At 32.9% G+C, this 25,822-nt stretch carries 20 protein-coding genes; 4 read left to right on the top strand and 16 right to left on the bottom strand.

The window, feature by feature from the left end; all coding sequences use genetic code 11:
- Positions 1 to 73 precede the first annotated feature (73 nt).
- Positions 74 to 964: a hypothetical protein gene (locus tag KO504_RS13060; RefSeq protein WP_215927576.1), complete on the top strand. Its 891-nt coding sequence runs from the start codon at positions 74 to 76 to the stop codon at positions 962 to 964.
- Positions 961 to 1,449 carry a hypothetical protein gene (locus tag KO504_RS13055; RefSeq protein WP_215927575.1) on the top strand — a complete coding sequence of 163 codons (489 nt, stop codon included), beginning with the start codon at positions 961 to 963 and terminating at the stop codon, positions 1,447 to 1,449. The genes KO504_RS13060 and KO504_RS13055 overlap by 4 nt, the downstream gene beginning before the upstream one ends.
- Here the strand turns inward: KO504_RS13055 and KO504_RS13050 are convergent.
- From KO504_RS13050 to porU, 9 genes are all read right to left on the bottom strand, one after another.
- Positions 1,446 to 5,486, bottom strand: a complete 4,041-nt coding sequence (locus KO504_RS13050; protein ID WP_215927574.1) for an FG-GAP-like repeat-containing protein — start codon at positions 5,484 to 5,486, stop codon at positions 1,446 to 1,448. The genes KO504_RS13055 and KO504_RS13050 overlap by 4 nt on opposite strands.
- Positions 5,487 to 5,617: 131 nt before the next feature.
- On the bottom strand, positions 5,618 to 6,301 hold the full coding sequence (locus KO504_RS13045) for an SDR family NAD(P)-dependent oxidoreductase (RefSeq protein WP_215927573.1): 684 nt from the start codon (positions 6,299 to 6,301) through the stop codon (positions 5,618 to 5,620).
- On the bottom strand, positions 6,294 to 7,256 hold the full coding sequence (locus KO504_RS13040) for a M28 family metallopeptidase (protein ID WP_354667400.1): 963 nt from the start codon (positions 7,254 to 7,256) through the stop codon (positions 6,294 to 6,296). The genes KO504_RS13045 and KO504_RS13040 overlap by 8 nt, the downstream gene beginning before the upstream one ends.
- Positions 7,257 to 7,341: 85 nt before the next feature.
- On the bottom strand, positions 7,342 to 8,076 hold the full coding sequence (locus tag KO504_RS13035) for a hypothetical protein (protein WP_215927572.1): 735 nt from the start codon (positions 8,074 to 8,076) through the stop codon (positions 7,342 to 7,344).
- Between the two features lie 152 nt (positions 8,077 to 8,228).
- Positions 8,229 to 9,848 carry a pyruvate dehydrogenase complex dihydrolipoamide acetyltransferase gene (locus tag KO504_RS13030; protein ID WP_215927570.1) on the bottom strand — a complete coding sequence of 540 codons (1,620 nt, stop codon included), beginning with the start codon at positions 9,846 to 9,848 and terminating at the stop codon, positions 8,229 to 8,231.
- A 3-nt stretch (positions 9,849 to 9,851) separates the two neighbouring features.
- A complete protein-coding gene (pdhA, locus tag KO504_RS13025) occupies positions 9,852 to 10,853 on the bottom strand; it encodes a pyruvate dehydrogenase (acetyl-transferring) E1 component subunit alpha (protein WP_215927568.1) in 1,002 nt (333 codons plus the stop codon).
- Positions 10,854 to 10,965: 112 nt separating this feature from the next.
- The gene (gene cdd / locus KO504_RS13020) at positions 10,966 to 11,448 is read right to left on the bottom strand and encodes a cytidine deaminase (RefSeq protein ID WP_215927566.1); all 483 of its coding nucleotides are present in this window, start codon (positions 11,446 to 11,448) and stop codon (positions 10,966 to 10,968) included.
- 77 nt (positions 11,449 to 11,525) lie between these two features.
- The gene (porV, locus tag KO504_RS13015) at positions 11,526 to 12,788 is read right to left on the bottom strand and encodes a type IX secretion system outer membrane channel protein PorV (RefSeq protein ID WP_215927565.1); all 1,263 of its coding nucleotides are present in this window, start codon (positions 12,786 to 12,788) and stop codon (positions 11,526 to 11,528) included.
- 208 nt (positions 12,789 to 12,996) lie between these two features.
- On the bottom strand, positions 12,997 to 16,863 hold the full coding sequence (gene porU / locus KO504_RS13010; RefSeq protein WP_215927563.1) for a type IX secretion system sortase PorU: 3,867 nt from the start codon (positions 16,861 to 16,863) through the stop codon (positions 12,997 to 12,999).
- 275 nt (positions 16,864 to 17,138) lie between these two features.
- Here porU and gldJ point away from each other — a divergent pair, with 275 nt between their 5' ends.
- Together gldJ and KO504_RS13000 are read left to right on the top strand one after the other, a co-directional pair.
- Positions 17,139 to 18,827 carry a gliding motility lipoprotein GldJ gene (gene gldJ, locus KO504_RS13005; protein ID WP_215927561.1) on the top strand — a complete coding sequence of 563 codons (1,689 nt, stop codon included), beginning with the start codon at positions 17,139 to 17,141 and terminating at the stop codon, positions 18,825 to 18,827.
- Positions 18,828 to 18,892: 65 nt separating this feature from the next.
- Positions 18,893 to 20,173 (top strand): UDP-N-acetylmuramoyl-tripeptide--D-alanyl-D-alanine ligase, encoded by a 1,281-nt coding sequence (locus KO504_RS13000; protein ID WP_215927559.1) that lies wholly within the window; start codon positions 18,893 to 18,895, stop codon positions 20,171 to 20,173.
- Between the two features lie 98 nt (positions 20,174 to 20,271).
- On the opposite strand, the gene KO504_RS12995 is transcribed toward KO504_RS13000, so the two are convergent.
- From KO504_RS12995 to KO504_RS12965, 7 genes are all read right to left on the bottom strand, one after another.
- The gene (locus KO504_RS12995; RefSeq protein ID WP_215927557.1) at positions 20,272 to 20,619 is read right to left on the bottom strand and encodes a hypothetical protein; all 348 of its coding nucleotides are present in this window, start codon (positions 20,617 to 20,619) and stop codon (positions 20,272 to 20,274) included.
- 61 nt (positions 20,620 to 20,680) lie between these two features.
- The gene (locus tag KO504_RS12990; protein ID WP_215927555.1) at positions 20,681 to 21,100 is read right to left on the bottom strand and encodes a hypothetical protein; all 420 of its coding nucleotides are present in this window, start codon (positions 21,098 to 21,100) and stop codon (positions 20,681 to 20,683) included.
- Between the two features lie 11 nt (positions 21,101 to 21,111).
- A complete protein-coding gene (locus tag KO504_RS12985) occupies positions 21,112 to 21,531 on the bottom strand; it encodes a GreA/GreB family elongation factor (protein WP_215927553.1) in 420 nt (139 codons plus the stop codon).
- Between the two features lie 14 nt (positions 21,532 to 21,545).
- Positions 21,546 to 22,862 (bottom strand): Glu/Leu/Phe/Val family dehydrogenase, encoded by a 1,317-nt coding sequence (locus KO504_RS12980; protein WP_215927551.1) that lies wholly within the window; start codon positions 22,860 to 22,862, stop codon positions 21,546 to 21,548.
- 172 nt (positions 22,863 to 23,034) lie between these two features.
- Positions 23,035 to 23,199 carry a hypothetical protein gene (locus tag KO504_RS12975; protein ID WP_215927549.1) on the bottom strand — a complete coding sequence of 55 codons (165 nt, stop codon included), beginning with the start codon at positions 23,197 to 23,199 and terminating at the stop codon, positions 23,035 to 23,037.
- 183 nt (positions 23,200 to 23,382) lie between these two features.
- Positions 23,383 to 24,705 carry a sigma-54-dependent transcriptional regulator gene (locus KO504_RS12970; protein ID WP_215927547.1) on the bottom strand — a complete coding sequence of 441 codons (1,323 nt, stop codon included), beginning with the start codon at positions 24,703 to 24,705 and terminating at the stop codon, positions 23,383 to 23,385.
- Between the two features lie 8 nt (positions 24,706 to 24,713).
- Positions 24,714 to 25,805, bottom strand: coding sequence for a sensor histidine kinase (locus KO504_RS12965; RefSeq protein ID WP_215927545.1), 1,092 nt, complete (start codon positions 25,803 to 25,805; stop codon positions 24,714 to 24,716).
- Between the last annotated feature and the right edge of the window lie 17 nt (positions 25,806 to 25,822).

Here is a 25,822-nt window from a genome sequence, read left to right as displayed (position 1 = left end):
ATTGTAAAGCCGTTGTAAAACAATTGTAAAGCATGTACAATACTGAAACAGAAGCACTAAAGCAAACTAACTATTGATTTCTAACGACTTAGAATTATTCGTTCACCTTAAAGAATTGGTTGTAAAAACCTTTCTGAAACGGCACAATGCTTCTATGTCTGTAAAAGACTGGAGTGGAAATGACATTGTAGTGTTTCAAGAAGACTTATTTGAACGTGTAAAAGCACGAGTCAGTGAAAAATGGTTTTATACCTATTTTAAAAACGATGCTGATAAATTACCAAGAGTAGACATGCTTAATTTACTCAGCACTTATGTTGGATTTAAAAACTGGTCTGACTTTAAAACTACAAACAGCAAAGTCTCTAAACAAAAATCTAAAGCAATACAATTTTATCTCTTACCGATTGTGCTACTAACAATTTTAATAGCCTTTTGGTTCACCAATAGAAGTCATACCTATACCATTTGTTTTATAGATGACATTAAAGGGCAACCTATAAATTCAATTCGTTTAGATATTAAAATTCTGAATATTGATGAAACACCAACCTACATAAAATCTAATGACAACGGCTGTTTTACGTATACAACAGATGCAGACTATATAACGTTTGTGGTACAATCGCCTTATCATAAAACGGATACCATTGTTAAATCGATAAAAAACATAGACAATGGGAAAGTCAAACTAAATACAGATGATTATGCTTTAATGCTCGATTATTACTCTAGCAAAAACCTTATTGATTGGAAAGCACACAAAGCAAATCTCGAAAAGATCTTTTCTAATGATGCTTTAATTTATCAAATTTTCCCCAATAATATAGGTATAGAATTATACACAAAACATGAATTCATTACTAAACTCACAACACCAACGCAAAGTTTAAAACAAATGAAAATTCTGAGCAAAACCTATGCTGATGGTAAAATTGTGAAACTTAAATTTATTGTAGAATGAAACGCTATTTGACGCTTTTGGTTTTAATCTTGTGTAGTTGCAATAATATCAATGAAAGATCTGAGCATTCTGAAATGGAACGTCTAGAGCTCGATGACGCCAACACATTAACTATAGAAAAACCTTACTTTAATGAATTACATATTGTTGAAGAAAAACTACAAGAAACATACGATCTAATTTACTTATCTAAAAAAAATGCAGCTTTTGAAACCTCTAGAAAGTCAAGCACAATTCTGAGTTCAAATATCATTTTAGATAGTTTAGACCATGACGATTATCCTATGGTAGATGATTTATATCAAATTGGATCTGTAGAAGTAATTAATGATTCTATGACAAACATCAATTTTGGTTATACCGTAAAACAACATAACGCAATAAAAAGAGATACTTTAAAGGCTCTTATAAAAAAGCAACACATTACGATTGAAGGTCAAACCACAACAGCAATCAAAATTGATTTTAAAAACTATAGTGATTAATTATTAACGACAATCATCGTGGTACTAGTATTTACTTTCAGCAGGTATAAACCAGTTTCAGTATTCGTCAACGTAATTGTTGTTGTATTCGTCAATTCATTATAGCCTCTATCTCGTATTTCAATTTTACGTCCTCTCATATCATACACTTCAATGCGGTCATTCGTTTTTGTATTTGAAATATGCAATTTACCATTAGTTGTTGGATTAGGATAGACTCCCATTTCTGAAGCAACTTCAGTAACACTTAATTCTTCACCTTCAAAATAAGGTATTGCAAAGCTAAATACATCTTCAGCGACCACTTGACCAATAAATCGTCCGGGAATATCATCTGCTGGCGGATGAATTCCACCCCAAATACGACTTAAACTCGTTTGGTCTGAAGCATCTCTATAAGTTGCCCATTGTAAAACAACATCTTGTGATGGTCCTTCTTCAAATACTAAAAACTCATTCTTTTTTGCGACAAATTCGGCTATACCTCCAGGGAAGAATTCATCACCTGTTATCATAGTCATAAGTTCTGCAGCTGCTCTAGAATACGTAGAGTGTCCAGATACAAAACCTGCAAATGGCGGTGTTACAAAAGTTGGTCTCTGATAAGGGTACCAATCTTCTGCTAATATCCAACCTACTCCTGCTTGATCTGTTTCTGTATTACTTATATAGTCATGACCTTTCCAAGTATACATCTTTATTTTACCTACATTTTCATTAGTAGGCCCCGCTAAAGGATCTCCCAACTCTACGACTTCGATATAACCATCAATTAATTCGATACCAGAAACACTATAGTTAGATAATGACGGATCGGAACTTTGCCCTTGTGTTGCCATATAACGTATGGCAGATATTGGTCTAATATAATCATACCACCCTTTTATACTCCAACCAGAAATAGCAGCATCATGCATACCTCCACCTAGTATAAAATAAGATTTAACATCCCATTCTAAAGGGTCTAAAATGTCTCCTTCTCCCTCAAAACGTTTTTCAAATTCTTGATGATCACTAACATAATTTAATAGTGTAAACCAATGACCTGGTGGAGTTTCAGAATCTGGACCGTCTGCCCAAAACTCTGCTAATACTCTAGTATAATCACCACGAGGCACAATATTAGGCTCGTAAGGATTACCTGTAAACGGATTTATAGCATGTCCATTACTATTAGAACCACCTTCTGTAAAATTATAAAAACTTGGATAGTCGGCATAATTTGTTGGAAACGTACTAATATCTACATTTCCTATTGCGCTTGGTGAAATATCCCACATAACATTATCGCTAGGATCTAAATGCGATTGCCAAACAGATACCATTGAAAAGCCCCATTTATAAGCTTCACTTTCTGAAGTATTTTCTGTTGTACTTATATAAGGTGGATTTGATGGATCGTGATACACATTAAAGACATTCCCATCTCTTTCGTATGCCACTTTATCCTCTTCTTTTAAGGCAAAAGGTAATACATTTCCCCATTCAGGACTTAGAAAAGGAGGTACATTACCTTCTACGACATTACCACTTTGGTCAATATAAGTTTCTAAACTTAATGGCTCCCATCTATTAGGGTCATTTATAGGAGGGTGAAAAGAGACATCTAAAGCATAAGGTACATTTATTGGTTCATAATAACCATTATCATAGCCAGTAGCTTCTCTTGCTCCATCTTGCAAACCATAATCTATTAATATCTGTCCAACAAAATTACCTAAAGCTGCTGCACTTCCATTTTCGTATAACAAAGACGTAAACGATGTATCGTAACCTAACTTGTCCATTAACAAATCAAATCTAGCTTGAGTAATTTCAACATTTGGTGAGTTTTGAAAACGATGAGACAACAAACGATACATTGCAAAACTAATCGCTTCTTTCTCTGATTCTTCTATACTTTCAGAAGGAGTAAAGTCTGACAAAGTACTACTAAATCCATTTACCGTATTCCCTATTAAATAAGGTCTTGCAACATCGTCATAAATGGCCCAAATATCATACATCGCGACACTAGAATGAAACAAATTCCTAGCGTGTATCGTTGGTCTTGCATAATCTCGTCTTATGGCCTCTAATAAAGCTTCATTCCATAATCTTGCAATAGATATATCTTCAGGAAGGCTATCTGCATTCAAATTAACCTGAACAGAAGTTGCTAAACTAATACAATCTTCAGTAGACTCTGTTACTGTAATAGAACCCGATTCTTCAATATGCCATTTCACGGTAATTGTATCTGTACCTTGGCCACTTAAAATCTCTCCACCAACAACTTGCCAATTCGCTATCGATTCAGCTCCAATGCTATAACTATACACCTCTGTAGACAAAAAAGACGATGATAAATTACCCACAATAGTGTTAGGTAAAATATAACTACAAGAGCCATCGTCTAAGGTTGCATTAGGATTATAACTACAAGACAAAGGGTCTGTACAACCATAAGTTTTCTGGCTTGGCATGATATTTAACTCCTCATAACCTTGTCCTTCAATTGCCTTTATAGTTGTATCTACACTTAAATCGTTATAAGTTTCAATTAAGCCTGATGGCCATTTTATTTCTAGTTCTGTAATTGTAGTTGCTTCACCCAGACCAAAATGGACCGCTTGTAAGCTCTGACTCAATAAGCCTACACCAGAATAATAACGTTTTAAGCTTCCGGTTTCTGTAGTTAGGGTCACTATTGTACCTATAGCATCACGATTTGATGTCGTGCCTTCTAATTGAATTTTGAAAAAATGTACAGCAGGATCTGTAGTATCAAAATTTAGGGTTTTGTTTTCGTATAGAAATGATGACCGGTCACTATTAGTAATAAATAAATCGATATCTCCATCGTTATCGTAATCCCAATCAATAGCTTCTACACTTATAGTTAAATCGTTTAATTGTAACTGAGCTGAAACATTATAAAATTTATCTTCGCCTTCTACAAAAGCATTTCTAAAATAAAAATTTTGTTCTGCACTTCTATTACCGAAATCATAACCATTAGCAATAAACAGATCTTCATCTCCATCTAAATCGAAGTCAGAAAATCGTGTTCCCCAAGACCATCCTGTAGCGTTAATTTCATACACTTCAGCTTGCTCGCTAAATGAATTATCATCATTATTACGAAGGAAAAAATTCTGATCTATTGTAGTTATAAATAAATCAAAATGACCATCATTATTATGATCACCTATTGTAATTCCCATATCATCACCCATAGTCGCTAGACCATAGTCTGCTGCTTGTTCTACAAATGAATTACCATTATTGTTTATATAAACGTAATTAGCTTTACTTAGGTCGTTTGAAACTAGTAAATCCATAAAACCATCTTGATTAAAATCAAAAGGCAGTGCAGTATAACTATGTCTACTTACATCTGAAAAAAGGCCTACTTCAGCCGTTACATCTACAAATGTATTGTCCCCATTATTTTTATAGAGTTGGTTTGTACCACAACCCGACCAATCATTAATATAGATATCTAAATAGCCATCATTATTATAATCAAACCAAGTTGCTCCTGTATTATAGCATTCATTAAAAGTTGTAAATCCAGCACTTTCTGTAATATTAACAAACGTGCCATTACCTAAATTTTGCCATAATTGTACTTTTAATGAGTAGGTTAAGAATAAATCTGGAAATCCATCATTATTAAAATCACCCCAAAATGCACCATTTTTATTTCCAGCTAAACCAAAGTATTCGCCACCACCTTCTTCTTGGGGTAATAAATTAGTAAAACCAGCTATTTCTGTAACATCGGTAAATGTTCCGTCATTATTATTTCGAAATAAACGACTTAACGTTTTAGGGCTAGTAGGATCGTCTTTTGCCTTTGCAACCACGAAAATATCTAAATCATTATCACCGTCATAGTCGGCTACGGCGACTCCATTATTCTCTCGAAGCCCCCCTAAACCAACAGTGTTTTCTACCCGATTAAATGTTTGCGCATTTACATCTTGAAAAATAAAAAACAATAAAAGAGCAACGAAAATGAAACGTATTTTGTTTGGTAATTTTAGACTCATTTCTCTAGTTATTTTATAAATATAAAAATTAGCTTTAATATTTTATTATCCTATTGTTAGAATAACACAAATGATATAAAAACAATTGGCTTTTTTAATTAAAAGTCAGCTTTAGCTATGACATCAATATATTAAGGTGTAGAATTAGAAACCTGCAATACTTTTCCGTTATAATATTTATTTCCTGTTAAGGCAAAATCTTGAATATATGTTGCCATTTCTTTAGCCGATGTTGGCGCTTGATAGCCAGGAAAAGCTTCTTCTAACATTTCGGTTTGAACAGCTCCTAATGCTAAGACATTAAATTGAGGGCCTGTTTCTTTATATTCTTCAGCGAGTAACTCTACCAAAGTAATTACAGCACCTTTACTAGAACTGTATGCTGACAATCCTGCAAACTTCATACTTCCTTGAATACCTCCCATCGAACTAATGGTCACTACGTGCCCATTGTTCTTCATAAATGGAAGTACCGTTCGTGTTAATTCTGAAACACCAAACACATTGGTTTGATAGATTTTTTGAAAATCTTTAAATGTTGTTTCGGAAAATGGTTTATTAATAATTGCACCAGCATTATTGATTAAAATATCAACATGTTTCCATTCGCTTTTAACGAAATGCGCTACTTTATGATAATCATCCTCATTACATAGATCAAATGCAAAGGATGAAATATTATCAAAATGAAGTTGACTTATTGGCTTTGTATTTCGCGATAATGCTAAAACATTATGGCCTTGTTTTGCCAATAGGTGAACTAATTCAAACCCAATTCCACGACTTGTCCCTGTTATAATAATATTTTTACTCATCTTTTAATATCACTTCTTTTGTTGGTGCGTTCATCATGCCTTCTAATGCAGGAATCATCTTATTAATAAAGTTAACCATATGCTCATAATCCATTTTATCGGCTTCATCATCTACATGATGGTAGTAATCGTAATTTGTAAAATCGAAAGTTGAAATGGCATGTGCAGGTATATTTAATTCTTTAAAAAAGGGAAAGTTATCTGACCTCATAAATAAATTCATCTTTTTTGCTCTATCAAAAAAACCAACAACTTCCTCACCTGCATATTTATTTAAAGTTTCAGCTAAACTAGAGCGTTCGTAACCACTCATATAAGCCATTGGTTCCGTTGAAGCTCTAGCTACACCAATCATTTCAAAATTAATCATTGTATAAACATTCAACCCCTTATCTTTTAAACGTTTTGCTAAATGAGCAGAGCCTTTTAAACCTAATTCCTCTGCATCATATAATGTAATTAAGATGCTACGTTTATTGCTCTTAGACTGGGCAAAATACCTCCCAAATTCCATAGCCGCTATGGTACCAGAAGCATCATCATTGGCGCCATTTGCAATTGAATCTCCTTCTACTACTTTTCCTTTTCCAATATGATCGTAGTGTCCACCTAGAATTATATATTCATTTTTAAGTTTTGGGTCATTTCCTTCAATAAGTCCAACAATATTATAACCATCTAAATCATTTAGTTTAAACGAATCGCGATACGTTTTAAAATAAGGTTTAATACCATTAGACTTTAAATAGTTTTCTATAAAAACAGCGGCTTTTTCTATGCCTTCGGTTCCTGTTGCTCTCCCTTCCAATTCATCTGAAGTTAAATACTCCATACTTGCTCTAATGGCTTTTTCTGTGATTTCAGGTTTTACTTCATTAGAGTTTGACGTTTTTTTACTCGAAGAACATGAACAAACTAATGCTATTAAGATTATTGAAAGTGCTTTTTTCATCATAAATTTTATTTGTGTTTAAATATAAAAAAATCCTATACCAAACTAATGGCATAGGATTTAAAAGATTATTTTTAATTGAAAAGATTTACATTTTTTTGTTCGCTTTTTTAGCTAAACGCGCTACTTTTTTATTCAAATCTTTCATTAATTTATCTACTGCGCTTTCACACATTGGTTGAATCTTATCTGTACTCATAACAGGAATACCTTTTACCATAGCTGCTTTTTTTGAAGAACCAGCAACTTCATGAAACTGAAAAATACTCTTATTATCTTTAGAATATAAATCCATACTAAATCTTGCTTGTATGCTAACATAACCAAAACTACCAACTCCTGTTTTCACAAAACCAAAATCTAAATGAATAAACATTATAGCATCTACACCTAAATCTTCTGCAACGCCTTTTAAATCTTTAACATTTTGTCTGTAATTAGGGATAACCTTATAGCCTTGAACCGTTGTAGTTGATTCTATATCTTTATTTATGCTTCCTGCTTCTTCATAAGTAGGTTTAAACGTTTTATATGTTTCATTAGCCCATACATCTTCTTCTGCTATAAATTCAAAATCAAAATTTTCAGCGTATTCACTAAAAAAAGCGTCATGCAATTTATTAAGTGGCTCAGTTAAATTAAAATTGGGGTCATCACTTAGGTTGGTGTTTTTTGCAATTAAATCTGCAGAAGCATCAAGTGCTGATAAGTCTATCATTTTGTCTGCATAAAATGTTACAACAGCCACTTTCTTCTTTTGTGCATTACCCAACATAAATAATGTAAGAAATGTTATTAACACAACTACTTTTAAATTTTTCATTTTATATTTTTAGTAAACTACTGAATAGCAGTTAAATTTAGCTGCGAAAGTAATCTTATATTATGGTTAATACAACAACAACAAAAAACCTATTTCAGGTTAATGAAATAGGTTTTTTATATAATCTTCACGATGCTGTGAACGTTAATATATTAAACTAACATTGTCACAGGGTTTTCAATATATCCTTTTAAAGTTTGAAGGAATTGTGCTCCGGTTGCACCATCTACAGTTCTGTGATCACATGCCAGACATAATTTCATAGTATTACCTACTACAATTTGTCCGTTTTTAACTACTGGTTTTTCAACAATATTCCCAACAGATAAAATCGCTGAATTTGGTTGATTAATAATTGATGTAAAGCTATCAATACCAAACATTCCTAAATTAGAAACCGTAAACGTACTACCTTCCATCTCTTCTAAAGACAATTTCTTGTTTCTTGCTTTACCAGCATATTCTCTAACAGCAGCACCAATTTGTGTCAAGCTTTGCTCATTTGCAAATTTAACCACTGGCACTAATAAACCATCTGGCACAGCAACGGCAACACCAATATGAACATGATTGTTTAATTGCATTCTGTCATCAAACCACTGAGAGTTAACTTGAGGATGCTGTTTTAACGCTAAAGCACATGCTTTAACAATCATGTCATTATAAGAAATTTTAGTATCTGGTATAGAATTATATTGTGCTCTAAATGCTATTGCATTTTCCATGTCAAACTCCACATTTAAATAATAATGTGGTGCGGTAAATTTAGATTTTGCTAAGTTTTTAGCAATGGCTTTACGCATATTTGAATTTGGCACTTCGTCAAAATCTTCTTGTCCTGTTGGAACAAATTTACCAACTGAAACAGATTGTGTTGCTGGAGTAAAGTTTTCGATATCACGCTTTACAATACGTCCATTTTCACCAGAACCATTAACTTGACTTAAGTTAATTCCCTTCTCTTCTGCCATTTTTTTAGCTAGAGGAGAAACAAAAACTCGTCCTGAGCTTGTATTTGACGTTGAGACTTTTGGTGTATCTTTCTTTGCTTCTACTTTTTTAGGCTCTGCTTTTGGTGTTTCTTTTTTAGTTTCAGCCTTTGGTGCTTCTTTCTTTTCATCACCACCATCAACTTTAAAGTTTTTCGCAAGACCTGAAATATCAGTTCCTTTAGGACCTATAATTGCTAATAAAGAATCTACTTTAGCCGTTTCTCCTTCATTTAAACCAACGTATAATAAGTTACCTGATTGGAATGATTCAAATTCCATCGTCGCTTTATCGGTTTCAATTTCAGCAAGAATATCTCCTTCTTCTACCTCTTCTCCTACTTTTTTAAGCCATGTTGCTACTGTGCCTTCTTCCATGGTATCACTTAAACGCGGCATGGTAACCACTGTAACACCTTCTGGAATTTCAACTTCACTTGCTGATTCCGTTTCTTGAGATTCTTCAGCAGCACTCTCAGTATCTTCTATTTTTTCTTCAGATGATTCTGATGCGCTTCCATTTAAGTAACTAGAAATATCTTCGCCTTCTTCACCAATAATAGCTAAAAGCGTATCTACTTTTGCAGTTTCACCTTCTTGAACACCAATATGTAGTAACGTTCCTTCGTTAAAAGACTCGAACTCCATAGTTGCTTTATCCGTTTCGATTTCTGCTAAAATATCTCCTTCTTCAACTTTGTCACCTACCTTTTTTAACCAAGAGGCAACAGTTCCTTCTTCCATGGTGTCGCTTAAACGCGGCATATTTATTACTTCTGCCATAGCTTATTTAATTTTGTGATCTATAAATGGGTAATCTTCTTGCTCATAAACAGCATCGTACATCACACTCTTATCTGGATAAGGAGACTCGTCTGCAAATTTTTCACATTCAGAAACGCGTTTCTTAACATCCTTATCAATAGCTTTTAAATCTGCTTCTGTAGCATATCCTTTCTCTAAGATAATATCTTTTACCTGAGTAATTGGGTCAATTTTCTTATACTCTTTAACCTCATCTTTTGTTCTGTAGTGCTGAGCATCTGACATTGAATGACCTCTATAACGGTATGTTTTCACTTCTAAGAACGAAGGTCCGCCACCTTTTCTAGCACGTTGAATCGCTTCATCAAAAGCTTCAGCAACTTTAATAGGATTCATCCCATCAACTGGTCCAGAAGGCATTTCGTAGCCTAAACCTAATTTCCAAATATCTGTATGGTTTGCTGTACGCGCTACAGAAGTTCCCATAGCATAACCGTTGTTTTCACAAACGAATACTACTGGTAAATTCCAAAGCATTGCTAAGTTAAATGTTTCATGTAATGAGCCCTGTCTTGCAGCTCCATCACCAAAACAACAAATAGTTACAGCATCTTTACCATGATATTTATCTCCAAAAGCAATACCAGCTCCTAAAGGAATCTGACCACCTACAATTCCGTGACCTCCGTAAAAGCGGTGTTCTTTTGAAAAAATATGCATTGATCCACCAAGACCTTGAGATGTACCTGTTGCTTTTCCATATAACTCTGCCATTACGCGTTTAGGATCTACTCCCATACCAATTGGCTGAACGTGATTACGGTAAGCCGTTATCATTTTGTCCTTAGTTAAATCCATAGCATGTAATGCACCTGCTAATACAGCTTCTTGTCCATTATATAAATGAAGGAATCCTCTAACTTTTTGTTGAATGTAAACTGCGGCAAGTTTGTCTTCAAACTTTCGCCAGAACAACATGTCCTCATACCACTTTAGGTAAACTTCTTTGGTTATTTTTTGCATTTTTTGATGAGTTCTTTAAAATAGAATAGCAAAAATAACACTTTAGAAAATACTGATGAAACAGTATATCGTAAAAAAACAGTTAATTAATGAATTTAATGCAACGAAAACGTTATAATACCGAACTTTCAAAAAGAAGCGGCAACAAATTCGCTAATGAGTTAGATTTTACCACCTTTCCTTTTGCTCCCATAAAATAAATTTCGATGGGTTGATTTTGTTTGATTTCGTATTCTGCGATAGATTGCCTACAGGCACCACATGGAGGAATTGGTTTATCTGTTACTTGATTTTGTGAAGATGCTGTAATTGCCATTTTTAGAATCTTAGCCTTTGGATATTTGGCACCTGCATAATAAATAGCTGTACGCTCTGCACATAAACCAGAAGGAAAACACGCATTTTCTTGATTGCTACCAATGACAACCTCATTATTATCGAGTAAAATAGCAGCACCTACATTAAATTTTGAATACGGAGCGTAGGCGTTATCTCTTGCTTCAATTGCCGTATTCATTAAGTTTTGAATTGCTTCAGGAAGCTCATTAAAACCAGTATAAACTTGTAGTGTCGTTTCTATTTTAACCTCCTTCATAAATTTACTATTTATTTTAGACAAAAAAACTATTGCTTTTTTAACAATAGTTTTGAAATTTAAATTATTTATAGATTCTAATACTCATCATATTCCCCTGAACCAAAGTTAAAAGTCAATGAAAAACGCAGGGTGTTTTCTAACGGACTCTGAATTTTTGACGCTGAGAATAAATAAGATAAATCTACATTAATTGTTGTGTATTTAAATCCTGCTCCTAAAGCAAAAAACTTACGTGCTCCTTTATCATCTGCTTCGTTAAAATAACCCGCTCTAAACGCAAAGTTTTCTTGGTACGTATATTCGGCACCTAATGCCCATGTAAATTCTCTTAACTCTTCACTAAAACCTCCTGGTGCATCACCAAACGATTGAAAAACTCCACTTAAGAAACTTACATCTGTACTTTGACCTTCAATGATAACATTCTCTTCTGAAGCATCTAATTGATCTTGTGTTTGAAAATCTCCATCATCTGGACTAAAAATACCATCATCATTTGTATCTGTAAATACCGTTTTATCTCCCATAATTGGAGGTGTTGGCACTAAATATTTAGAAACCTCAGCAGTAACGGCTAACTTGCTATACTGATCGAAAATAAAATCGAAACCAGCACCTAGACGTAAATTAGTTGGCTGAAACACTTCTTGACCACCATCATCGTACTTAAATCTTGGACCTAAGTTTTGTACTGCAAAACCTAATCTCCAACGCCCATTAAAATCATTATAAGCCTCTTCTTCACTTTGGTAATATCCTGTTATATCTGCTCCAAATGTACTCCCTGGACTCGCATTTGGATCTACTGTATCAATTCTAAGAGCTGAACGCATATAACGTAGAGCTACTGCCATTGCAAATTGATCACTTAATCTTAACGAATATGCTGCATCTATAGCAAATTCATTTGGTTTTACTGCTACACCACGATCATTAGCATCTTGTGTTAGCACAATTTCACCTAATGAAAAATATTTAAGCCCTGCAGAAAAAGAACTGTACTCGTTTATTCTATTGAAATAAGTTACATAACTTAACGAGATATCATTTACTAATCTGGTTAAATATGGTGTATAACTTAAACTCACTCCTTGCTTTGCTTCTGAAAAAGCATATTTCGCAGGATTATATTGTTGTGAAAAACCATCAACAGAGGTAGCTACCCCCATATCTCCTAAAGAGGCTGATCTTGCATCTGGAGCAATAAGCATAAAAGGCAAACCTGTTGTAATTACTCTACTATCAAAAGAGTTAGTAGTAATTTGTGTTGTTTCTACTTGAGCAAAGGTTAGGTTAATTGTCGCTATAGCGATTAGGGATAATATGTATTTCTTCATGTTCATTTTAGTTATTAATGCTAACTTATTTGCACTAATGCGTTAGCAAATATAAATTATTATTTAAGAATTAATTTAAACTTTTTCTTTTTGCTCTCAATTCAACTTACTTTTTGTTGCTTTCTGTTTTCTTATACCGTAATAATGAAAATCTTCTACAAAATAAAAAGCTATAATTTCAGCTACAAAACAAAAAAATTAAATACTTCTATAGTATAACAAGTTTTTGAATTTTTTCAACTTGCTTATTTAAACGGTTAGATTTCACTTTTAGTTTATAAACATAGACTCCTTTTCCTATTTTATCTCCAAAATCATCTCTTCCATCCCATATAATGCTTCTAGATAATGACGACGAACCTTTAGAACAACATTCATCGGCACTAGTTTGTCCATTTAAAGTTCTTACCAATTTACCTGTAACTGTAAAAATTTGCACAGAAATATCTAAAGGATCAGAACTGTTATGATTAAACCAAAACTCTGTATAATTCACAAAAGGATTTGGATAATTTAAAACATTATCAATAATCAATTCTTCGTCTTCATCAAAAACTCTAAACTGAATTTCTGCTGTTGAAGAATTATTATAAACATCCCAAGCTTTTAATGTAAGCGTATGCACTCCTGGTTCTAAATCTCTAAAAGGATAAGAAACTGTTCCATTAGTATAATCATCTACACTAGCTTGGTAATAATTATTTAAGACAATTGGGTTGGTTTCGTCTCCATCTATAATAGCTGTAATATCGTGACCTATCCCGCTTGCTGTGTTGATTCCATTATCGTCTTGAAGTTTTACCAACAACGTTGGTGATTCGTTAGTGATACCTCCAGACACAAAATTTTCGTCATTCATGAATAGATTTATCACTGGTCCGATATCATCTGTTGGTGCATTTTCATTAATACCTCCAACTTTAATATCGAAATTTGCACCTGCTTGATCTGAAAGTTGATCATCTGTTTGAGCATAAAAACTAATTTTACCATTGCCAACAGGAATAACAATATCTCTTGGTACAATAAAATCGAATTCAAATTGCCCATTAACAATACTTGCTTGCCCTTTAAAAATGACTTCCCCTAATGTTGTATAGTCCATAATAATTACACCATCAGCGTCTGTTACTCCATCATTACCTAAGGTTTGACGTTCAATTGGCTTATCATAAACCGTAGCGGTTAATGTTCCATTGTAATTAGGTAATACGTTTCCATTTGCATCTACAACCTCACCTGCTAATTTTGTATAAGCTAAAGCTTTAAGTGTATCAATAGGCTGTGTAATTTCTACATCATTAACCTTAGTTAATCTAATATCTGGTTTGGCGAAGGCTAATTTCATTGCTGGATCACCAATTAGAAAGACCAATCGTTTTTGAGAACGCCCAACGATAGAATTATCTGTTTTAGTTAATCGCAATGCTTCTCCAATAGATGGATAATCATTAGAACCAAACGCATAGAGGTAATCGTCCAAGGCTAGGTTAAAAAATCTTCCAGTAGATTCTGATATTTGACGTGTTGTTGTTAGTAAAGCAATGGCACCTCCGTTTTTATTCCAAAAGGTAAACTCTCCTGCCGTATCTCTATGTGGATCATCAAATTTGGTATATTCACAAGTTACAGTTATAAACAAATTGTATTTGCAGATATTATTAACTTCCTGAGAATCAAACTTATCAAAAATCCGTTCTTTTGCTATACCATCTTCTCCGCCATGACCAAAATAATTCACTACTAAAGCTCCTACTTCAATAGCGTCTCTTATGGCTTCATTTACTTTAGGATATCTATCTCCTGCTGCTGTTGATTCTTGCTCAAAAGCATCAGAATGAATCTTTACGACATTTAAAAATGGTTTTTCTTGATTTAGCGAATTCCCCAAACTTTCTGTAGTCTCTTGTAAATTTCTTTCCCAGCCCTCATCAACATCATCAGAAATAAGCAATACATTATTCCTCCAACTGCCATAAGACTCAGATTGATAGTAGGTATTAATTTTATCTACCATTTCTTTGGCTCGCTGTACGTCTTCTGCTAAAATTCGGCCTACAGCAATATCCATTCTATCAGAAGTTGTTAATCCATCTCCTTCATTATCATCTAGCATGGCATAGAAATCATCTGAAACAAAGGAATTACCGAGACTAAAACTTGCTTTAGAGTACCATGATGGCACTAAATTGGTATTATTACGTATTCTATCCTTATAGTCATAAGACCCTTCTCCAAACAAACATAAATATTTTAATCGTTTGCTTGGTGTACTTGCATTATCATAAACGTATTTAATAAAATTCCTAATTGCAGCTACATCCTGACTTCCTGTACTAAATTCATTATAGATTGTTTCTAAATCAACTACTTTTACGTTTAGATTATACCTATCTCTATTAATTTGCGCTAAACGTTCTGCTTGTGTTGTCAGCTGAGAAGGAGATAAAATAATATAATCTATATCTTCAAACTGTCCTTGAGCATTATTAAAAATAGTCCCTTTTAGATTTTGATTTGCAACACTTGACCTACTGTCTTTATTAGGTTGTAAAACACTGGCATTAGAAAATGCTATATATGTTTTCTGTTCTCCAGATTGTGCTTTAAACGTTATTGTATTTTCGCTAGTAGAATTTACGAGATTGGTAACATTAAAACGATCTGTAACATCCCATATTTCTGTTACTGCAGAAGCATTAGACAAGTTATATTGGGCTATTCCAGGTGTGGTAATAACATCTTTATTTTTAAAAACTAACTGATTGCCTTCATAAATTAAGCCTCTAGTTGCTTCAATATTAATATAATCTAAAAATGCATTTGACGACGGGTTACCGTTGTTGCTATAATCAAATGTAACCGTAATCTCATCAGATGTAATAATATGTGAGTTATTGTGTGTTTTATCAGTTGCTAATACAGATCCAGGACTTATGGTTCCTAATCCCATATTATCAACTTGATTTCCATTTATTGAAATCTTCATTGTTGTTTCTACTTCAGAAACAGACCCAACAACAATTTTAAAATCTACCGGAATATCAGTTACTAAATTTGGAAATTCAAATTTATAGGAACGTTGATTTTCAATATCAAAATCATCTCCAAACCAACGTCTACCTATTTTCCCCAGGTTATATTCATCAACTTCATAGTACTGATAATCTTGAAATGTATTAATTACTATATCTGGCGAAGCATCTATAGTTGGCATTTCTTGAATACGCTTACCATTACCAGAACTGATATTCACATAATAATATGTCTTATCGGTAAATATATTTAAATTGGTTTCACTTTCTTCACTATAAGTTTTAGGTCCTTCACCATAAAAAAGGATGTAATCATTGTTATCAAAGCTTCCATCTTCTTCACCAATGAACTTTACGGCATTTTCTACAACATCGAAAGGGTAATTTTCTGAATTACTTAAAGGTAACATTCTCCCTCCATTACCATAAATTTTTATTGTTCTTGGATCTACTGAATTGGTATTAATACCTAAACTACTTAAAAAGCTTTTAGATAATCTATAGACACCCGAATCTTCAATATAAAAACGAAACCATTGTCCTGTACTTAAAACTGAGTTTACAATTCCATTGGCATCATTTAGGTTGTTGGCTGTACGAGCAGAACGTGTGCTATACGTAATTGTAAAGCCTGTAATTTTTTTATAAACTCCTCTATCCTTAATAATAGGACTTAATTCAAAATAATGAGCACGTTTATCTCTTGCATTAGTATTGTATATCTTATACTTAGGAGAATTTGGAATTAATTTTGGACTTAAATTCTTTAATTCAGAAGCAGAAATAGATTCATAAGCAACATTGGTTAATTGTATTGAGTTTTCATCAATTTGACTTCCGTTACTTTCCCATTGAGCAAAAAAGGTTAAACCATCACTTTCATTATAACTAAAATGATTATCATCAAAAGCAGGCACTTCTATTTTACTATAAGCTGTTTCTAAAACTTTATATCCACTCCAATTTATATTAAATTGTTTTTGCTGCCCAAAACAAAGCACACTAAACAACATCAAAGCGATTATATAGCAATTTTTCATATATTCTTTTTCGTTTTTAGTCTCAAATAAAATAACGCTTGTTAAAGCACTATATTATGACTTTGCAATTTTTATTTCAAAAATACAACAATAATTCATTTGCTCCCTCGTTATTAAAGAGCAAAATACATCGGCAAATCGAAAAAAGTCCGTTGTTGTGCTCAAAAAAAAGGATGAAATGCACATTTTTTTACAATTAGACGCGAAAAAAAGTTGTCAGTTTACCTTTAATTGTTATATTGCGACTCTAAAATTAAACGAGCTTACTTAAACGTATGGATATGAAACATGTCTCAAACCTAAAATTTCTAATAGCAGTAACGCTTTGCGCTTCAATTGTAAGTTGCAACCGTTCTTCTAATTCTGGCAATGTAGATACTGCCACAGGATGGAAAATCAACGATAAACAAGGTGGTTTTCAGTACAACACTCAATTTAAGGAACAAGAAACACCTCCTGGAACTGCATTCATTGAAGGCGGAACCTTTACAATGGGTAAAGTAGGTGATGATCCAATGCACGATTGGAATAACACTCCAAATCAACAACATATTCAGTCATTCTACATGGATGAAACTGAAATTACTAACCTAAATTATCTTTATTATTTAGATTATTTAAAAAGTGTTTATCCTCCAGATAACCCAGATTTCGCACTTATATACAAAGGTGCACTTCCTGACACATTAGTTTGGAGAAATCGTTTAGGTTATAATGAAATGATGACAGAAAACTATTTACGTCATCCTGGTTATGCAAATTACCCTGTTGTTGGTGTAAGTTGGATTCAAGCTGTAGAATATGCGAATTGGAGATCTAACCGTGTAGCTGAATTATCTTTACAAGAAGCTGGTTACATTAAAAGAGATGCTCAATATACAGATTTGAATGCTGAGAGTACTTTTGATGTTGACACTTATATTAACGCTCCTACAGAAACTTACGGAGGAAATTCTGAAGTATTAGAAGGAGGAAAACGTAGACAACAAACAGATGCTGAGGGCAATCCTGTTAATATTTATGCCAATAGAGAATCTGGAGCAATTCCTGTGAAATACAGACTACCAACAGAAGCAGAATGGGAATATGCTGCTTTAGGTATGAGTGAGTTACGTAGCTTTAACGTTTATAGAGGACGTAAAAAATATCCTTGGGATGGTCAATATACAAGATCTGGAAAGCGTGTAAATCGTGGAGATCAAATGGCTAACTTTAAGCAAGGAAAAGGTGATTATGGTGGAATTGCTGGCTGGTCTGACGATGGTGCAGATATTACTGCAGAAGTAAAAACATACTCACCAAACGATTATGGTTTATATGACATGGCTGGTAATGTTGCCGAATGGGTTGCCGATGTTTACAGACCTATTGTTGATGACGAATTCAATGATTTCAACTACTATAGAGGAAATGTATATACTAAGAATGCAATCAATGAAGATGGTACTGTAAAAATTGTAACTGCAGATGAAATTGTTTATGATACATTAAGCAACGGAAAAATTGTAGCTAGAGATTTACCTGGTGAAATCGCAAGGGTTCCTGTAGATGAAGAAGAAACTTATTTAAGAACTAACTTTAGTAAAAGTGATAACATCAACTTTAGAGATGGTGACAAACGTTCTTCTCGTTACTACAGAGAGAATTTTGATGAAACAGAAGGTGGAGCAGCAAAGAAAAACACCACTAGCAAAATGTACAACTCACCAAAACATAGAGTTGAAACAGATTCTTCTGAGGGTAAATTAATTAGAGAATACGACAAATCTAATAGTAGAACATCTTTAATTAATGACGAAGTAAGAGTTTATAAAGGTGGCTCTTGGAGAGATAGAGCATACTGGATTGACCCAGCACAACGTCGTTACTTCCCACAAGATATGGCAACAGATTATATTGGCTTTAGATGCGCAGTATCTAGAGTTGGTTCTAAAAGCCAAAAAGGAGGAAAAAGACGTAACTAATAAACGTTAAATAATATTTTAAAAAGTCCTGATAAATTTATCAGGACTTTTTTATTTTTAAGCTCATGAAAATAGACGATATATATCAAAAATTTAAAGCCTGCACAGCGGTTTCTACAGACACTAGAAAACTTCAACAAGGCTGTATGTATTTTGCGCTTAAAGGGGATAATTTTGATGGCAATCAATTTGTAAATAAAGCTTTTGACGGTGGAGCAAAATATTGTGTTATAGATGATAAAAATGCTTTAATAAGCGATCATTGCATCTTAGTTGAAGATGTATTAACAACACTTCAAAAGCTTGCAACATATCATAGAAAGGCAATTAACATTCCTATTATAGCTTTAACTGGCAGCAATGGTAAAACCACTACAAAAGAGCTTATTAATGCGGTTTTAGAAACGACGTACAAAGTAAGAGCTACAGTTGGAAATCTAAACAACCATATTGGTGTGCCATTAACCTTATTAAGTTTTACAAAAGGATTAGACTTTGGAATTGTAGAAATGGGCGCCAATCACCTAAAGGAAATTGCTTTTTTATCTGGTATTGCACAACCTGATTATGGTTTAATTACCAATTTTGGAAAAGCACATTTAGAAGGTTTTGGAAGCATTGAAGGAGTTATTAAAGCGAAGTCTGAATTGTATGATTTTTTAATGCAAAATCAGAACAAAGTCTTTATAAACACTGACGACAAAAAGCAAGTAACTCAAATTGCTAACTATAGTAATGTTAGTCATTTTGGATCTCATACGAATAATGATTGTATTGTTGCTTTTGAAAATGCAAACCCTTATGTCACCATAACATATGATGGCATTACAATTGAAAGTCAACTTATAGGCGATTATAATTATGGCAACATAGCAGTAGCTGTTGCGATTGGAAAATATTTTAATGTAAGCTCTGAAAACATACAAAAAGCTATTGAAAGTTACCACCCAGATAATAACCGCTCTGAAATTATAGAAAAAGGCAATACAAAAATTATTCTCGACGCTTACAATGCCAATCCTACAAGCATGTTAGCAGCGCTTAAAAATTTTAAACAACTACAAGTTAAAAACAAATTTCTCTTTCTTGGAGATATGTTTGAATTAGGTTCTGAATCTGAAAAAGAACATCAAAACATAGTCGATTTTATTGAAGATCATTTTGAAAAAAACAGATTTTTAATTGGTAAAAACTTTTATAAGACCAAAACCAAAGCATCAACATTTAAGTTTTCAACTTATGAAGATTTAAAACCACATATAGAATCGCTTCAACTTAATAATGCTACAGTTTTGATTAAAGGGTCTCGCGGAATGGCTTTAGAACGAATTTTAACATTATTATAAAATAAATAGCCGTGAAAGAATTCTCTTTCACGGCCTGCTATTAACAACAAAAAAATAATTGAGAATTACCCTTTTGTAATCTTAAGTAAAAATTTAAGTTATTCTCTTCTGTACTTTCTTAGAGACAAGTAGAATTTATTTTTAAAAGTATTACACTCATCAACGAGCTTCATATAACTTATCCGCTTCTGTTCATGGAATCTTAATCGGTTTAAATCATATTCAGTTTTCCCATACTGATATTCTGTTTTCAACTCTTGCTCGTACTTGCATAAAATGGCCATATTTAAGACATTCTTTCTACGAATGGCTTGAATAGTACTTGAAACAGAAGCCTTTTTAATAAGCTGTTTTTCTATAACACTAAAATGATCCAGTTCGTTATTAAAAAATTCTAAAGTATTAATCCATAGATTTAATTCGTTTAAATCTTTTTGTATACACAATTTTCTTTGCTGATTAAGTTGATGCGATAAAACGGTGTTCAAAAGCTTATATGATATAAGATTAATTAATTTTTATAAGTGTAAACTTTCCTTGTACTTTATTAAAAAACTCATCTTTAAGCCTCCTGTATTTATCCAAATGATATAAGTAACTTCTCCTATAACTTTCGTGCTCATTAATGTATGCCATATCGCATTGTGTATCCTCACACTCTACAATGTTAGATCTAGAATTTGAATATTTTATAAGTGCTTCTAATAGGATTTCGTTTTCAACTTTCTTTTTTTGAAAACGCTCCTCAACACTATAGTCTTCCAATTTTTCATTTAGATCTGCGGTGCAAATATTAATAAGGTTAACCAACTCTTTTTTTATATACTTTAAATGATTAATCCAATTACTTAACTCCATGGTGTTGATTTTATGTGTTACATCAACATCTGAATCGTGATGAAAAATTTCAGTATTTAAAGTTGTCATATCTTATATTTTTACATTACAATATCTAATCCACTAAAGGTTTCTTCTTGAGATACATCAATAATTTTAAGCTGTTGTTTCCCTCCTGGAAAATCCCAAAAAATGGTATCCTCTTTTGAATAACCAATTAATGCAGATCCCATTGGTGTAAGAATAGAAATCTTATTTTGATTTATATTTCTTTCTGTTGGAATTACAACTTGCAACTTTTTTTCCAAACCATTTTCTAAAACTAGCGTCACGATACTATTAAATCTAATAATATCCTTAGGCATTTCTTCTTCACTAACAATCTGAGCTGTTTTTAGCTCTTCAGACAGCTTCATTAAACATTTTTGAGTTTCATGGTCTTCGGCATAACCCGATACATTTAGTATACGTTTTAAGTAAACGTATTCTTTCTTTTCAATTATTAAACTTCCGTACTTCATGTTTTTACATTTATTTATGGAAAAATACCTCTTTGTATATATGCTTTTTCTATACGTTCAATAGCAATACAAAATGCTGCTGTACGCATATCTATATTTTCATTTTTAGAATAGTCATAAACTTTATTAAAAGATTCTTTCATCTTTTTGTCAAGTTTAGCCATAACTTCATCTAGTTGCCAAATTTCACCATTTCGGTTTTGCAACCATTCAAAATAACTACCTACAACTCCACCTGAGTTACATAAGATATCTGGTATGATAGTAATTCCTTTATCTAAAAGGATTTTTTCACCTTCTACATTGGTTGGGCCATTTGCTCCTTCGGCTATAAGTTTTCCTTTTATTTTTGATGCATTTTCTTTAGTAATTTGATTTCCTAAAGCAGCAGGAATAACAATATCACAATCTAAACCAAAGAACTTATCTTTATTAACAGGCTTTGCATCAGGAAAATCTGCAATACTACCTTCATTGATTTTAGTATATTTAGAAAGCGCTTCAACTGCTATACCTTTTTGATTTTGAATACATCCATATGCATCTTGTACTGCTACCAATTTTGCTCCATCTCTTTCTAAAAAAAGAGCAGCCCAATAACCAACATTACCAAAACCTTGGACGATAAATTTCTTTCCTTCTAAATTTACATCGTTTTTTTCTGCCCAGAATTTGATAGTCAAGTACACTCCGTAACCGGTTGCTCTATCTCTACCTTCAAGTCCACCACTTCCATCTGGTTTCCCTGTAACTATATGCTGGTTTGCATTACGTTCTGCTGGCGGACGCGTACTCATATAAGTATCTGCTATCCATGCCATAGTTTGGCTATTGGTATTCACATCTGGAGCAGGTATATCGTGTTCTGGTCCAATATTATCTGCTAAAGCAAACGTAAAACGTCTTGTAATACGCTCTAATTCGCCTTCAGAATATTTAGAAGGATCTAATTTAATACCTCCTTTACCACCTCCATAAGGCAAACCTGCCAAAGAAGTTTTCCATGTCATCCACATCGCTAAAGCTCTTGCAGCATCTAGATCTACAGTTGGATGATAACGTAAGCCCCCTTTATATGGTCCTAATGCGTTATTATGTTGTACTCTGTATCCTGTAAATATTTCCACCTCACCATTATCCATTTTAACTGGAAAATTCACAAGAATTTCATTATTGGTTATGCTTAATATTTTTCTAATGTTTGGATGTAAATTGATTTGGTCTGCAGCACTATTAAACTGCTCCATCACGTTATCCATCATACCTCTTACAGGTACTTTTTTTGTCGTTTTTTGGGTTGTTTTTTTCAAATCTGCTGTTAATGTTGTCATTGTAGTATGTTTAAATTTTTATTTGAAATAGCGATTAGTTATCGATCTTTCATGATATTTCTCAATGATATATTTATTTCTAGAAACTTCTTTAGCAGATTTTTTATCTACTAGATTTCGAGTTTTAAATACTGATATTAATGCGTTAAAAATCATAATTTATTATTAAATATTAAGCTAATTCTAGTTCCTGCTTAGGCTGTTGTACTTTTTCTAAAAAAACCTCTTCTGATTTAATTTCATCAAACTCACTACAAGACCAAACCTTATCCTTTTGTGCTGTTAAAACACAATCGTTGCGATGCATGCAACTCGGACAAATATTAAAATGATTCATAATAAATACTATTAATGTTATTTGTATAATGAAGCAATGCTTGTGCCAAAACAGCCAATCATGGCTCTGCAAAACAACAAAAGCCTATAAACAAAGAATAGTTAGTGACTTGAATTATAAAACACAAAAAAGAGATTGGTACAAAATTACCCAATAGAGTAAAAAAGTACCAGTTAAAGAATATTATTCTGAAAGTTTTTGACGAATTGTTTTTCGGTCTATTTGAAGAATTTCTGCAGCCTTAGTTTTATTATTATCTGTAGCGCGTAAAACCTTTTCAATATATCTTTTTTCAATGACTTTTAACGGCTCCAATTTGTCTTTAGAAAAATTTAAAGTGTATTTTAAATGTTCAGGCAAATGTGCTACGTCTATAATTTTATCACACATAATCACTGCACGCTGAATAATATTTTCTAATTCTCTAATATTTCCTGGCCAATCGTAACGTTTTAGAATTTCCAAAGCTTCTGGTGTAATTTTTAGAAATCTATCTTTATACTCTACTCCATATTTAAAGAGAAACTTATCTACTAATAATTGAATATCTTCTTTTCGCTCTCTCAAAGGTGCTATTTCAATTTCGACAACAGTTAACCTATAAAACAAATCTTCTCTAAAGGTTTGCTTCTGTAGCATATCACGCAAATCGCTATTAGTTGCCGCTATAACGCGTATATCTACTTTTTCTGCTTTTGTTGCTCCTACTTTAACAACTTCTTTTTCTTGTAATACGCGTAACAACCTTGATTGAACTGCTAGTGATGCATTACCTATTTCATCTAAAAAAATAGTACCTCCGTTAGCAGCCTGAAAAAAACCTTCTCTATTAGTTTCTGCTCCCGTAAATGCACCTCTTAAATGCCCAAACAATTCTGCTTCTAAAAGATTTTCTGGTATTGCGCCACAATTTACAGCAATAAATGGTGCTCTTGCAAACTTACCTTGATAATGAATTGCTCTAGCAACCAACTCCTTTCCCGTACCACTTTCACCTTTAATAAATATTGTAGCTTTATTATCTTTTACACGCTCAATGACCTGAATGACATCGTTTATCTTTTCTGAATTACCTATAATTTCTCCGTAAGAAGACTCTTGTTCGTCTTCAGATTGGTTAGGTTTCCGGATTTGATTATTAGAAATAGATTTATCTATTGCAGATTTTAATTCATCCTTTGTAAATGGCTTTGTTAAGTAATCTACCACTCCAGATTTAATTGCGACTAATGAATCTTGAACTGACGGATAACCTGTAACAACTAATTTTTGCAATTTTGGATAGTGCTCTGATACAAACTTAATAAGCTCTGAACCATCTAACTCAGGCATTTTTAAGTCTGTAATCAATAAGTCTATTTGTGAATCTCGCAAAATTGTTACGGCTTCTTTTACTGACATCGCCTTAAAAACATGATAATTCCACGATTGCAAATGACGCTGTAACAACTCTAAGATGTTAACATCATCATCTACAATAAGTATATTTTCTTTGCGTAACTGCATGGTGTCATTTATTCTTTTGGGAGTATTATTGTAAATATAGCACCTTTATTTGGCATATTCTCAGCTGTTATTGTGCCTTTATGAGATGCTACAATGCCATGTACAACACTTAGTCCTAGTCCAGAACCATCTCCTGTAGGTTTGGTTGAAAAAAACGGCTGAAACACTTTATCCAAATCTTCTGGGTTAAATCCTTTTCCTTCGTCAAAAATTTTCAAAATGATATCCTTTTCTGTTTTTTCAGCCTCAATGGTTACCAATCCATCTTTTGGAGAAAAGTAAATGGCATTAATTAATAAATTGAAAATAATCTGTGTGAGCTGAATAGGATCTGCCTTTAACCATAATTCTTCTTCTTCAATTTTTACAAGATACTTTACATGCTCTTTTCTAAAAGTTGCATCTAATAAGTTTATAGCATTTTTAATATTAGGCACAATGTTAACACGTTTCATTTCTTGCGGCATTTCGCAAGCAAAAAACATAAGCTTCTTTACTACTTCTCTCGAAAAAACTGCATTTTGAATAATTTTATCTAAATCTGATGTTGCACTTTTATTATCTGCTAAATCATCCTTAAGCAATTCTGCAAAGCCTAAAATATTTGCTAAAGGAGTATTAAGTTCATGCGCTATTCCGGCAGTAATTTCACCTAAAATCCCAAGACGATCTGCACGTTCCATTTGCCGTTTTAAAGACGCTTGGTTTTTCTGAATCTCAATACGCTCTAACATGTTTCCAACCATGAGAGCGACATTATCTAAGAGCAACTTCTCTTCATTTAAAAAATTGTTCTCGCTATAATTTACACCATTTAAATGCGCACTAATTTCACCTTTAACCTCATTAAAAAGTTTAATTTCAGAAGTAATAAAAACAGACTTTCCTTGTCTTTTTTCAGTTACAACTTTGTTATGCTCTGTTTGTATTATAATTTGGGTGTCTTCAGATTGTTGAAATGCTTTTTTTAAACTAAAAGCTACAGCTCTTAATGTGTCCTTAAGCAACACGATATTAACATCTCCTATTATGGATGAAACTTCATATAGACAAGTTAACTCCTTAATACGTTCTTGTAATGCTGCTTCTGTAGTATTCATATCTCAATTAACAAATA

Origin of the sequence: Winogradskyella psychrotolerans (assembly GCF_018860565.1) — a bacterium.
GTDB lineage: Bacteria > Bacteroidota > Bacteroidia > Flavobacteriales > Flavobacteriaceae > Winogradskyella > Winogradskyella damuponensis.
Note: the sequence above shows the minus strand (reverse complement) of the source record. Positions and strands in the feature narration are given on the sequence as shown.